Genomic DNA, 13,814 nt, shown 5'->3' with positions numbered 1-13,814 from the left:
AATTAAATTCCCTCGCTTTCAATTTTTTTAAGAATGTCTAAAAGTGCTTCATATTGAAGCTTATATCCGCTTGCCCCATCAAGGTCTTTGTTATCCTTGATAATTTCAGTAGCATCTTCCAACTCTAAATCCTTTAAAGAATCAAACCGAACCAAATGAGGCTCTAGAGTTAAGAAGCCTTTATAGCCTGCTTTAATAAATTGTGAAAGAAGTTCTGGAATTTTTCCTTCTCCTGTTCCGCAGACAACATTTTGATTATCGGCTGTTACAGCATCTTTAATGTGTATATAAACGACTTCATCTTTAAGTAAGTCGTAGCAAACTTGAGTGTTCTCGCCACATTGAACAAAGTTAGCAAAATCAAATATCGCCTTAAAATTTGGAGAATCAACCGCTTTCAAAATCTCATGACAGCGTCTTGCAATATCGCCATAAATGTCTTTCTCATTTTCGTGTAATAATATGACATTATATTTCGCAGCAATCTCTGCATAATGCTTTAACTTACTGATTACATCCTCTCGAAAAGAATCAGCGTCCGCACCCTTTGGAATATAGAAACTGAAAATACGGATATACTTACAATCTAGTAAATTACTAATTTGGCAAAGCTCCTCAAGCATCACCTTTTGTTTGGCAAAACCCTCGTCATCATTGATAAATATCTTTCCAATTGGCGAACCAATTGAAGAAACGCTAATCCCGGCTTTTTGTAAACGTGGTTGTACATTATCTTTGATTTCAGCGACAGAGTAGTCGCCAATATTTTTCCCATCAATTCCACGTAATGATAGATAACGCATACCAAGGTTTGAAACAACCCTGAGTTGAGTATCAAAATCAGATGAGATTTCATCTGAAAAACCAGAAATCCATAAATCCTGATTCATGAATTCGAATCCTCCCTTTTTACAGTAACTCGTTTATTCTTTCGATAACTAGACGGTGTTATCCCCACCTTTTCTTTAAAAAAACGGCTGAAATGGGCCATACTTTCAAAGGCTGTTGCACGAGCAACTTCAGATAACGTTTGATCTGGTTCCATTTCAAGTAAATACTTTACTTGGTTTAGACGGCAGCCCATCACATATTCCATGATCGTAAATCCTGTTACTTCTTTAAAAACATGAGAAGTATAATATTTACTCAAATTCAGTTCATCCGCCATTCGATCTAACGTAACTTTTTCGGAATAGTGGTCATTAATCCAAGAGGCAATCGACTCGGCATGAAGCTCCTTATCAGTCTTTTTGCTTGGGAGCTGTGCCAAATCCTTTTGACTCATTTTATAGATTCCTAACAACAATTGAACGAGTTCAAGTCTCACTTCTGCTTCAATGTGGTTGCATTTCTCGCCAGTTCGCTGTTTTTCCTCATCCATTTTTGAGGTTAGGCTTGCAATTTTCTTGATTCTTCCATCAACAAATTGCCCTGATTCATCATACCCGGTACGAAGCAAATAATTATTTAACTTTTGAAACGGATCCAACAAATAAGGCATTCCAAGAGCTGACAAAATCTCATCTAACCAGGTGGGGGAAAAATGAAGCATACTCCTAGTGTACGTGCTTCCAGGCCTTGGATTTGGTTTATGCAGGGTTAAACCATCCAATAGGATGATATCCCCCGGCTGTAATTCATAAATTCGATTGTTAATTAAATACTTACAATCTCCAGAATGGAAAAAGTAAATCTCATATTCCTGGTGTGAATGAAATTGAAAAGTACTGGATTCTACACCTTGAACCCGATAATTAGCGTTTATCCAATCATCCATTAGTTTCATGATCTCACACCTTCTTGAGTAAGCGTTAACATATTTGTTTGTTAACTGAACATACTTTTATTTTATTAAAAATGATGATAAAAATCATTCTCTTAAACTGCGTTATTTTTAGTTATTTTTGACTGAAATTGCTTTTTATATATTAATTTCAGAAAAAAAAAGAGACTAAGCCGACCATTAATTGGTTAGTTTTGTCTCTTTTTGTAGACCAAGTTATTCCATCCAGTTTGTATGGAAAACTCCTTCTTTATCAACCCGTTGATACGTGTGAGCTCCAAAGTAGTCACGTTGTGCTTGCAGTAAATTAGCTGGAAGCGTTTCTGTACGATAGCTGTCATAGTAAGCAATCGCGCTTGCAAATGAAGGAACCGGAATTCCGCGTTCGATTGCAACAGCTAGAACTTGACGGAGTGCATTCTGATAGCTTTCAACAATCTCTTTAAAATAAGAATCTAATAAAAGATTGGCTAATTCAGGTTCACGGTCGTAAGCATCCTTAATTTTTTGCAGGAATTGTGCGCGAATAATACAGCCGCCTCGGAAAATCATCGCGATATCTCCGTAGCGAAGATTCCAATCATATTCCTCAGATGCCGCACGCATTTGCGCAAAGCCTTGTGCATAAGAACAAATTTTACTCATGTATAATGCTTTACGAACTGCTTCAATCAATTCTACTTTATTTCCATCAAATGGTTTAATCTCAGGTCCATTCAAGGTTTTACTAGCTAGAATACGTTCCTCTTTCATAGCGGAAATAAAGCGGGCAAATACAGATTCCGTAATGATTGGCAGCGGCACTCCTAAATCTAAAGCATTTTGGCTTGTCCATTTACCTGTACCTTTTTGGCCAGCTGTATCCAAAATGACGTCAACTAGTGGCTTTCCAGTTTCTTCGTCTATTTTTGTAAAAATATCAGCTGTGATTTCAATTAAGTAACTATCTAGTTCGCCTTTATTCCATTCTGCAAATACTCCATGAAGCTCATCTGCATTTAAACCAAGGACATTTTTCAAAATAAAATATGCTTCACAAATTAATTGCATATCGCCATATTCAATGCCATTGTGAACCATTTTTACGTAATGACCAGCGCCATTTGGACCGATATAAGTACAGCATGGATCTCCGTTTACTTTTGCGGAAATGGCTTCAAAAATAGGTTTTACTAGTTCATAAGCTTCTTGTTTACCACCAGGCATAATCGCAGGACCCTTTAATGCTCCTTCTTCACCGCCAGATACTCCTGTTCCAATAAAATGGAAACCTGCTGTTTCTAATTCTTTATTTCTTCTGATTGTATCTTGGAAGAATGTATTTCCACCATCGATAAGAATATCGCCTTCTTCAAGGTATGGTTTAAGAGAATCAATGGTCGCATCTGTTGCGGTTCCTGCTTTTACCATCAATAATATTTTTCTTGGCTTTTCCAATGAATTGACGAACTCTTCGACAGTACTGGCACCGACAAAGTTTTTACCTTCTGCTTCATTCTTTAAAAATTCTTCCGTTTTTTCATAAGAACGATTAAACACAGCAACTGAATAGCCCCGGCTTTCAATATTTAAAGCAAGGTTTTTCCCCATTACAGCTAAACCAACTACACCTATTTGTTGTTTAGACATCTTTTTATCCCTCATCTTTCTTAAGCTTTATTTTCTTCTTAACGTTGTAAAAAGTATTTCTCAGCATTGTTATAGCCAATATTTCTCACCATATTCTCTAAGAATACCATATCATTCGGAACTAATCCTCTTTCAACCCATTCTCCTAAAAGATTGCATAGAATTCGGCGGAAATAGTCATGGCGAGCGTAGGATAGGAAGCTGCGAGAATCAGTCAACATTCCAATAAAATGGCTTAAGAGACCAACGTTTGCAAGGTCCTTCATTTGCTTTTCCATGCCATCGATATGGTCAAGGAACCACCAACCTGAACCAAATTGAATTTTTCCTGGAACACCTTCCTCATTGAAGTTCCCCATCATACCAGCAAGTACTACGTTGTCCTTCGCATTTAGATTAAACAATACTGTTCTTGGTAATGCATCCTCTTTATCAAGGGCATCAAGAAAACGCGATATACCCTCCGCAAAATTCTCCTCGCCTACAGAATCAAACCCTGTATCTGGACCAATAAGCTCTTTCATTTTTGTATTATTATTTCTTAGTGCACCCATATGAAGCTGCATGACCCATTGTTTTTCTGCATACATTTTTCCAAGCTCTTTTAATAGGAATGCCCGATAAGCAATCACTTCTTCCTCTGAAAGAACTTCACCGCTCAGTCTCTTATTGAAAATCAATTCAACTTCTTCCTGGGATGGCTCTACAAATTCCATTTTTTGAATGTCATGGTCAGATGCCCGGCCACCGTTTTCGTGGAAGTAATCAACACGCTGCTTTAAAGCTTGTAAAAATGATTCTAAAGAGTACACCTTAATTCCTGAAACATCGCTTAATTTTTCAATCCAAGGTGCAAATGTAGGGCGCTCAATAAATAGTGCACCATCTGGACGGAATGTAGGGGCAATAATTGCTGTAAAAGTATCGTCATTCTTTAATAATTGATGATACTCAAGAGTTGAAGCAGGATCATCAGTTGTTCCAATAAACTTCACGTTTGACCTTTCAATAAAGGCTCTTGGTCTAAAATCCGGCTGTTTAAGCTTCTCATTACATTCATCATAGATTTCACGAGCTGTTTCCAGGGTAAGTCTTTTTTCAATCCCGAAAAACATTTTCAATTCCATATGTGTCCAATGGTATAGCGGGTTTCCGATCATATGAGGAACGGTTTCAGCGTATGCAGCAAATTTTTCCCAGTCACTCGCATCACCTGTGATGAATCGTTCACTTACACCATGCATCCGCATTAAACGCCATTTGTAGTGGTCTCCGCTAAGCCATACTTGTGTAATGCTTTCATAAGCTTTGTTCTCCCAAACCTCTTGCGGATTTAAGTGGCAGTGAAAATCAAAAATGGATAGGCCTGCAGCAGCATTTTCATAAAGTTTAACTGCAGTGTCTGTGTTAAGTAAAAAGTGATTGTCTAAAAAGGCTTTCATAATAATCCCCTCCAAATGTGTAAATCTATTATTCCCTGCATACTTGTAAACCCTTACATCGTCTAATAAAAAAACGCTACTAATTCATTTAATTTGTTTAATGAACAAATTAATTACAAACCTAATTTATCATGTTTATTTTGTTTAGTCAATTAACATTTTATGAATTAATGGGTAGAACCTGTTATAATAGGAATATATTTAAGGATGTTTTTTGAAATGGAGGATTTTAATGATTACCGGTGATGCGGCTTATATAAAAAAAATTAATCGTTCTTTAATTATCCGAGAAATTGTTAAGGAAGGAATGATTTCGAGGGCAGATTTATCCAAGGTAACCGCCTTAACAAGAGCAACCATCTCGGCTCAGGTTGCTGACCTTTTAGAGGATGGCCTTATCATTGAAACTCACCTGGAACACTATTCTGTTGGCAGGAAGCCAATAATGCTCTCATTGAATGGACAAGCAGGCTATGCCCTTGGCATTGATCTTGATTATGGACAAATTACGTTTACACTTTCCAATCTTTTGGGTCATCCAATTTCTTCAAGTTCCATTGAAATAAGTACAACCGAATATTCAGAGATTCTGCCACTGCTACTTGCCGAAATAAAACAATATAAAGCAAATTATTCCGAAAGTCGTTATGGAATTGTCGGAATTGTTATCGCCATCCATGGACTTGTGGCAAAAGATGAAATCATTCATTATGTTCCGCGCTTACATTGGAATGATATTAACCTCAAAGGTGATTTAGAAAAACAGATTGATATCCCTCTCTATATTGAGAACAATGCCAATCTCTCTTCATTTGCTGAGCGAGTATTTTTCCATCATGAAACAGATAATTTATTATCTGCATCTCTTTACTCCGGAATTGGTTTGGGAATGATGATGAATAATGAGTTCTTTCGGGGACATGACGGATTTGCTGGCGAGGCCGGTCATATGATTATTGTGCCAGAAGGCAGACCTTGCAATTGCGGTAATAAAGGTTGCTGGGAAAAATATTCCTCTGAATCAAGGATTTTTGAATATTTAACAGAGACAAGGGGCATTAAGAATCTAACCTACGACCAAATTCAGAAATGGCTGGATGAGGGAGATCAGGAAGTTCACGATATGATGGAGAAATTTATTTATTACCTTGCCATCGGATTAAATAATATGATTAATATGTATAATCCAGAAGTGCTCGTCCTTGATAGTGAATTACTGAGAATGTATCCAGATGCTTTGGCGAAAATTAAGGAAAAGCTCAATTCCTCTATCAGTCATTATCGGGAGTTGTCATTATCCATGATTGGAAAAAAATCATGCGTTCTCGGTGCATGTGCCTTAGCTATTAAACATTTTTTAGAAGTCCCAATGCTAAACTTGGCGTTTGATCAACAAGCAACAATAATTGAAAGCGCACACATTCAATAAAATAAAAAAACCTTTTAGCTTTTTAGGCTAAAAGGTTTTTTGTATTAAGCGCTTTTTAATTGTTCTTTTGAATTCTTTGTTTTTAATTCTTCAACAATCTTTTTGTATTTTTCATCAGTTAAATTATAAACAACAATTAAAATCGCACAAGCAATTAAGTTAAATAATGCTGGGGCAAGGAACATTAATCCTTTAATTCCTAACAGAGTATTCGCTGTTTGTTGGACATTCGGTACATATCCGATTAATCCAAGTGCAACCCCTGGAATAAATCCAGCTAGTGCCTGTGCTAGTTTACGGAAGAAACTGTATGAAGAGTATACAACGCCTTCAGTTCGTTCTCCAGTTTTCCATTCATGATAGTCGATTGTATCCGCTACCATTACCCATGGCAATCCAAGCGCAAAACTTAAGCCTAGGCTGCCGATTGACAGCAATGCCAGGAATGTTGGGACACTAGCAGGTAATACAAAGTTTGCAGCATCTGCAACAACCCCAATTAAAAGTCCAATAATAAATGTCTTTTTCTTACCAAATCTTTTTACTAGTGTTGGGATGAAAAATGAGCCAATAACCGCAATACCTACACTAGTAAAAGAAAGCATTGTAATTAGACCTGGATTGTTTAAATTATACTGTAAATAGTAAAGCTGTACTGCGGTACGAAGATTACTTCCTGCAACCATAAACAAACAGACAAAACAAAGGGCAATTAGCGGACGATTACTTAACAATAATTTAAATAAACGGGACATAGGAATCTTTTCATTATCTGCTTTAGGTTCTCTTACAATATTTTCGCTCGTATTACGATAGCAAATATAATGGAAAATCGTCCCTATCACTGCCATAACTCCGATTCCAACAGCAAATCCGATTTTTTGATTTGGAAAGTGGGCAACAATTGGTATAACGGTCATCCCGGAAACCAGCATCGCGAACTGACTCCCAATGGCTCTGAATGAGCCCAAGGAGGCACGGTCTACAGAATCTTGAGTCATCGAGGCTGCAAGGGATCCGTATGGAATATTTACAAACGAATAGGCAAGTCCGAAAAGCATATAGGTTACAAATGCAAAGACAATTTTTCCTGTACTAGAGAAATCAGGTGCTATGAAGGAAATCACCGTCATAACCGCTAATGGAATCGATCCAAACAAGATGAATGGCCTGAATTTTCCACGTTTACCTATTTTCCTTCTATCCACAAAAGCTCCGACAGACGAATCCGCAAATGCATCAAATATTTTAGAAATTAAAAAGACTAAACCGCCCCAATAAGCTGAGATTCCTAACACGTCCGTATAAAATTTGAGCAAGTATAATTGCCCCATATCAAACATAAAACCGTTTCCAACATCACCTAAACCGTAGGACACTTTTTCTTTTAAAGTTAGTTTCTTTGTGCCTGTTGTCTCCATCTTGCTTCGCTTCCTTTCTTGTGTGCAGCTCTCCTGAAACCCTTTTCAAAGATAGATAAAAAAATAATCTAAAATTCTTTTATTTTTTTAATTTGTTTAATAAACTTACAAATTACTTCTGTTTGTATAATATCACTTTCGTTTTTAATCGTCAATGAAAGCGTTACATAAAAGTTTGTCAAACTTTCAACAAAAAGAGCTCCGATCACCTTTTTTGGTCATCGGAGCTCTTCCATTAATTATACTAATTTTATTTATTATTTAGATTTTCTTTTTTCAGCTAAATCAATAGCAAGCTGTTTTGTTTTATTCTTGTTTAATGGATATAAGAATACCAAGATTAAGAAAATAACTACCATAACAATTGCAGGAACCAATGTGCCCAAAGTATGGATTCCATCTAATGTGCTTTGAGCTTGAGCTTTGAGAGTTTGATTATAACCAACAGATGCAATGGCATAACCTCCAAGACCACCAGCAATAGCCTGGCCCACTTTACGAGAGAAGGAATAGATAGAGTAAACGGTTCCATCTTCTCGTAAACCTGTTAAATATTCATGATAGTCAATTACGTCGGTTACAAATGCCCAAACAACTAAGTTAAATATTCCATAACCAAACATGGCAATTGATAAAACTCCAATAAATTGCGTTGCAGTTAAGTTAGGTAATAAATATAATGCACCATAAACAACTGCTGAAAGGAGAATACCCGCAGAGGCAATTTCTTTTTTACCGAATTTAGCTACCAATGGTTTGACTAAAGGCATACCAATAAATACAGCAATCGATTGGATTAGTCCCACCATACTTAATGCTTTTGCATTGCCAAAATAATCTTTAAATAAATACACATTTACTGTACCGATTAACATAAAACAAATCATAAAGGTTAACGAAGCGACTAAAATCCAAATTAATGGCTTATTCTTTACTAGACCTTTTATTGTTTGACCCATATTAACATTCGGTTTATCAGTTTTATCCATTACGATACGTTCAACTGACAATTTATAACAGGCCATATAACAAGCAATAGAAAGAACCGCAAAAATAATAGCTCCTACTAAAAAGTGATTTGCATCCGCTTTATTATTTACGAACAAGATCATTGGACCAACAACGTTAATGATTAAACCAGCTAAAGTGCCACCTAACGCACGGAAACTTGATAAGCTTGTACGTTCAACAGGATCACTTGTAATAACTGATGCCATGGAACCATATGGAATATTAACAGTACTATATAAAGTTCCCCATAAAATATAAGTTACAAAAGCATATGCTTCATAAAATCCTGTGGACATGCCTGGAATGTGAACGAACATTAACACCCCTGTAATAACAAGCGGGAAAGACATTCTAAAGATCCATGGTCTAAACTTTCCATTTTTGCCTGGTTTTCTTGTATCAATAAAACGACCCCATGAAACGTCTGCTACTGCATCCCATAGTCTTGCGATTAAAAAGAGAGTTCCTACAAAAGCTGGATTAAGGCCATATACGTCTGTGTAGTAAACCATTAAGAATGCGGCTACTAAAATAAAAAAGAAATCGTTTCCAAAATCACCAAATAAATAACCTAGTTTATCCTTGAAACCAAAAGGACGTGCTGTGACTGCAGAATTATTTGGTGAGAATTCTTGTTTTTTTGCTAGTGCCATTTTTAACCCTCCATACTAAATTATTTTGAAAAAAGAAATAAATAATACCAAAACTTTTTGACCCCAAAACATTTGACTGACTTTTTAATAATTTGAAACCCTTTTCATTTTCCTTTAAAAAAAATTATCTCGATAATTAATTAATTAGTTTAGTGAACTAATTAACATATATGTATATTATCATCCTCTGTTTATTACCGTCAACAACATTTTGAAAGCGCTAATAAAAAAAATTTTCCATTTGAAATTTTCTGCAATTTATTGGAACAATAAAAAGCTTCCCACTAAATAGGAAGCTTTCATAAATGTTATCTAACCCACTTCTCCTGAAAGGCGGCAATTCCTTCATACTCATCTTGAAGTTTTCTTGAAAGTCGGATATAGATTGGAATAAGTTCTTCATAGATTTCAACATTTTGGTCAATTGGTGCATGCGAATGTGTTGAGCCTACCATCTCTGACATGATGGAAAAATCCTCAATTTCCCCTAACGCGTACATTCCCAAAACTACTGCTCCAAGACAAGAACTCTCATAGCTCTCTGGTACCACTACATCTTGATTAAATATATCTGACATCATTTGGCGCCATAGTTCTGAACGTGCGAACCCTCCAGTTGCTTGTATCTTATTAGGCGTCCCAATCACTTCTTGAAGGGCAAGCAGGACTGTATAAAGATTGAGGATAACCCCCTCTAAAACCGAACGAATCATATGCTCTTTTTTATGATGCAGCCCAAGTCCAAAGAATGACCCTCTCGCATTCGCATTCCAAAGCGGTGCTCTTTCTCCAGCTAGATACGGATGAAAAATAAGTCCATCCGAGCCAGGAGATACACGGGAGGCAATCTTCGTAAGCACCTCATAGGGGTCAATACCCAACCGTTTAGCTGTTTCCACTTCGGATGAGGCAAGCTGATCTTTGACCCACCTGAACGTCATGCCTCCGTTATTAACCGGTCCACCAACGACCCAGTGGTTTTCTGTTAAGGCATAGCAAAAAATCCTGCCCTTCGGATCGGTAACCGGATGATCCGTTACAGTTCGAATAGCACCGCTTGTCCCAATCGTCACAGCGACAACACCTGGGTCAATAGCATTTACGCCAAGATTGGATAAAACCCCATCACTTGCCCCGACGATAAACGGAGTTTCAGTGGATACCCCCATTTCGGCTGCATAGTTTTCCTGCAAATCTTGTAAATAATAAGTTGTTGGTACCGGTGTTGATAATTGTTCCTCTGATATACCGGCTACTGTTAATGCTTCCTCATCCCATGCAAGCTTTTTCAAGTTAAACATGCCAGTGGCAGAAGCGATTGAATGGTCTACCACAAATTGATTGAAAAATTTATGGAAAACATATTCTTTTATGCCGATAAACTTGCTAGTTTTTGAGAATAAATCAGAGTTTTCTTCCTTTAACCACGCTAATTTAGCTAGTGGCGCCATTGGGTGTATCGGTGTTCCCGTCCGCATATAGATTTCATGCCCATTTAACTCATTTTTAATTTTCTCCGCCCATTTTGTTGCTCGGCTATCTGCCCATGTTATACAGGGAGTCAATGCTTTTCCATCTCTATCAACTGCGATGACACTATGCATCGCTGAACTGAATGACACTAATGCAAGCTCATCTTTATTGATTTTGCTTTTTTCAATGGTGACTTTAATCGTTTCTACAACTGCCCGAAAGATTTCTTCTGGGTCCTGTTCAGCAGTTGCAGGTGTTGGGCTATAAAGAGGGTATTCTACATGGTGACTGCAAATAACCTCACCATTTCTTTTAAATAAGACTGCTTTTGTACTAGTTGTTCCAAGGTCTACACCTAAATAGAATTCTTTGCGTGACATACAAGCCCTTCTTTCTTAGCTGTTTTAAAAATTTATTTCTATTAATTACAATATATAAGAAATTTTTTTTCGTCAATAACGCTATTATAGAAAATTTTTAAAAGTTGGAAATCGTTTTCAGAAAAAGCTTGTTTTTAGACACTTTTTGGTCAAGAAATTCACCTATTGTTCAATATTGAACAAAGATATTTTCTTTATAATAAATGTAATAAATACTATTTATTGGGGCGTGTTCCTATGGAAAAATTACTGTATATTACGGCAAATCCTAAAGGGCTGGAGAAATCAAAGGGCCTTCAAATTGGCGAAGCGTTTCTTCAATCCTTTCATGAAGAATATCCGGATGTGGAAATAAAAAGGCTAGATTTATTTACATTAGACTTTGCTCAAATGGATGCTGATTTAGTCTTTGCACGTGGGAAGTTAGCAGGATATGGTTACACATTAGACCAGCTATCGGAAATTGAAAGAAAGAAAATCCTTAAGATGCATGCTCTTGCCGATGAGTTTATAAGCTATGACTATTATGCTTTTGTTTCCCCCATGTGGAACCTAAACTCACCAGCGGTCTTGAAAGCCTTCTTGGACAATTTGTTTATTGCCGGCAAGACCTTTGCCCACACACCGAATGGTCCTAAAGGGCTTCTAGTAAATAAAAAAGCCATCCATATTCAAACCCGAGGCGGGCATTATACAGGAACCCCTATGCAGGATATAGAATCTGGCGATCGTTATTTAAAAATAGCGCTTCGCTTCCTTGGCATTGAGGTAATGGAGACTATCATTGCTGAAGGATTGGATTTATATCCACAAAGGGTCCCTGAAATTATCAATGCAGCTAAACAAAAAGCAATTATCGCAGCAAAGGAATTGCCCCAAAAAAAGATTGAGGTATACTAGTTAATAAAAGAAACTCCAGATCTTATGGAGTTTCTTTCTTTATTTTCCAAATCATTCATATCAAATTTTGTCGAAAATAGTTAATTTATAGTATAATTGGAAGGATTAACTGAAATTCATCATTTACCTTCCAGGAGATTATATACATGTTCAAAGATTTTTTTACGAATGCTGCACTATTAATTGCATCCTTCTCACTAATGGGGCAGATATTTAAAAATAAACCGTTAAATCTCAAATCTCCTTTTTCAACGAAGCTTAATTGGGGACTTTCCTTTGGAATTCTTGGGAACATATTAATGTTGTTTGGTATTCAAATAAACACCAATATTATTGCTGATTTAAGGCACATTGCAATAGTCATAGCAGCTGCTTTTGGAGGATTTATACCTGCTTTAATTACATCTTTGCTAATTGCTATCGGTAGAATCGTATTTTTTGGCTTTAATCAAGCTTCATTGCTGCCATCTTTTGGGGCGCTCTTAACTGGCCTGCTTTGTGGTGGGATCTCCAAATTAAAATATCATCCGAAAACTAAAGCATTTGTTATGAACCTGATTGGATTATTAATCATTTCAATCATTTTTATTATTAGAATAGATGATTTAAACATTTTAAAAGATGTATTACTTGTGCATTATACATTTTCTTTTATCGGCGGCTTTATTGCCTATCATTTTTTGGAGTTTGTAGCAAAGTCAAACACGGTGCAAAGAGAATTGCAGATTAGTGTGATTAAACTGAAGGAAACAGAGGAAAGATTTCGTTTAATAGCTGAATATTCTAGTGATATGATAACGATGCATAATGAAAATGGTGAATTTATCTATATATCACCAGCAGTTAAAGAAATCATTAAATTTGAATATCCCGAGCTGCTAGGAAAGAATTTTGACGAATTTATCCATCCTGATGATCTAGGTCAAACTCATGAATTATTTAACAAAGCACTAAATGAAGGTGTTGCTCAAGCCACCTATCGTTACCGCTCAAAATTAGGAGATTATGTGTGGATTGAGTCTACCTTGAAAAGTGTCCATTTTCAAGAAGATGGCAGCAAACAAAGAGTCATTATTGTCTCAAGGAATATAACTGACCGAAAACTAACAGAGCAAAAATTACACGAGGCGAATGAGCTCCTTAATCGCCTATCATTTATGGACGGTCTAACAGGAATCGCCAATCGAAGATTTTTTGACCAAACATTAGAAAACGAATGGTCCAAATCTATTTCTATGAAATCACCTATTACATTGCTCATGTTCGATATTGATTATTTTAAAAAGTACAATGACACATATGGTCATTTATCTGGTGATTTTTGTTTACAATCAATAGCCCAAGCAATTCAACAGCTGTTTCCATCTGATTCTGGCTATTCATTTTGTCGATATGGCGGTGAAGAATTTGCACTTATTTTGCCTTCAACCGTTGAGGAGAAAGCTAAAAAAATGGCACAGCGTATTCAGGAAATTGTCCATTCACTTCGTATTCCTCATTCTAGTTCGGAGATTGAAAATATTGTCACAATAAGTATCGGTACTGCAACAATGGTTCCAAATTCTTCATCTAGACCGCATGCATTAATTGAAAAGGCGGATTCAGCACTATATTTATCCAAAACTAAGGGTAGAAACACCGTTTCATCTGTTCATTAGGAGGTTTGCAAATGCAAATCTCCTTTTATTTATCT

At 36.5% G+C, this 13,814-nt stretch carries 10 protein-coding genes; 3 read left to right on the top strand and 7 right to left on the bottom strand.

Annotated elements, in window-relative coordinates:
• Nucleotides 1-2: 2 nt before the first annotated feature.
• The 4 genes from ABES02_RS06825 to uxaC form a co-directional block, all read right to left on the bottom strand.
• Nucleotides 3-890, bottom strand: coding sequence for a sugar phosphate isomerase/epimerase family protein (locus tag ABES02_RS06825; protein WP_430132447.1), 888 nt, complete (start codon nt 888-890; stop codon nt 3-5).
• The gene (locus tag ABES02_RS06820) at nt 887-1,786 is read right to left on the bottom strand and encodes an AraC family transcriptional regulator (protein WP_430132445.1); all 900 of its coding nucleotides are present in this window, start codon (nt 1,784-1,786) and stop codon (nt 887-889) included. Before ABES02_RS06820 ends, ABES02_RS06825 begins: the two co-directional genes overlap by 4 nt.
• Nucleotides 1,787-1,999: 213 nt before the next feature.
• Nucleotides 2,000-3,412, bottom strand: coding sequence for an NADP-dependent phosphogluconate dehydrogenase (gene gndA / locus ABES02_RS06815; RefSeq protein WP_430132443.1), 1,413 nt, complete (start codon nt 3,410-3,412; stop codon nt 2,000-2,002).
• A gap of 38 nt (nt 3,413-3,450) precedes the next feature.
• Nucleotides 3,451-4,854 carry a glucuronate isomerase gene (uxaC, locus tag ABES02_RS06810; RefSeq protein ID WP_430132441.1) on the bottom strand — a complete coding sequence of 468 codons (1,404 nt, stop codon included), beginning with the start codon at nt 4,852-4,854 and terminating at the stop codon, nt 3,451-3,453.
• 232 nt (nt 4,855-5,086) lie between these two features.
• Between uxaC and ABES02_RS06805 the strand changes: the two genes are divergently transcribed.
• Nucleotides 5,087-6,283 carry an ROK family transcriptional regulator gene (locus ABES02_RS06805; RefSeq protein WP_430132439.1) on the top strand — a complete coding sequence of 399 codons (1,197 nt, stop codon included), beginning with the start codon at nt 5,087-5,089 and terminating at the stop codon, nt 6,281-6,283.
• 44 nt (nt 6,284-6,327) lie between these two features.
• On the opposite strand, the gene ABES02_RS06800 is transcribed toward ABES02_RS06805, so the two are convergent.
• From ABES02_RS06800 to gntK, 3 genes are all read right to left on the bottom strand, one after another.
• The gene (locus ABES02_RS06800) at nt 6,328-7,704 is read right to left on the bottom strand and encodes a glycoside-pentoside-hexuronide (GPH):cation symporter (RefSeq protein ID WP_430132437.1); all 1,377 of its coding nucleotides are present in this window, start codon (nt 7,702-7,704) and stop codon (nt 6,328-6,330) included.
• A 257-nt stretch (nt 7,705-7,961) separates the two neighbouring features.
• The gene (locus tag ABES02_RS06795; RefSeq protein WP_430132435.1) at nt 7,962-9,368 is read right to left on the bottom strand and encodes an MFS transporter; all 1,407 of its coding nucleotides are present in this window, start codon (nt 9,366-9,368) and stop codon (nt 7,962-7,964) included.
• 308 nt (nt 9,369-9,676) lie between these two features.
• Entirely contained in the window at nt 9,677-11,221 is a 1,545-nt protein-coding gene (gene gntK, locus ABES02_RS06790; protein ID WP_430132433.1) for a gluconokinase, read from the bottom strand.
• A 237-nt stretch (nt 11,222-11,458) separates the two neighbouring features.
• Here gntK and ABES02_RS06785 point away from each other — a divergent pair, with 237 nt between their 5' ends.
• Together ABES02_RS06785 and ABES02_RS06780 are read left to right on the top strand one after the other, a co-directional pair.
• Entirely contained in the window at nt 11,459-12,121 is a 663-nt protein-coding gene (locus tag ABES02_RS06785) for an FMN-dependent NADH-azoreductase (protein WP_430132431.1), read from the top strand.
• A 146-nt stretch (nt 12,122-12,267) separates the two neighbouring features.
• Nucleotides 12,268-13,779, top strand: coding sequence for a diguanylate cyclase domain-containing protein (locus ABES02_RS06780; RefSeq protein WP_430132429.1), 1,512 nt, complete (start codon nt 12,268-12,270; stop codon nt 13,777-13,779).
• Nucleotides 13,780-13,814 lie beyond the last annotated feature (35 nt).

The organism is Neobacillus pocheonensis, from assembly GCF_050477905.1.
GTDB classification, from domain to species: Bacteria; Bacillota; Bacilli; order Bacillales; family Cytobacillaceae; genus Neobacillus; species Neobacillus pocheonensis_A.
The sequence above is the reverse complement of the archived record's forward strand: the minus strand, read 5'-3'. Positions and strand labels throughout refer to the sequence as shown.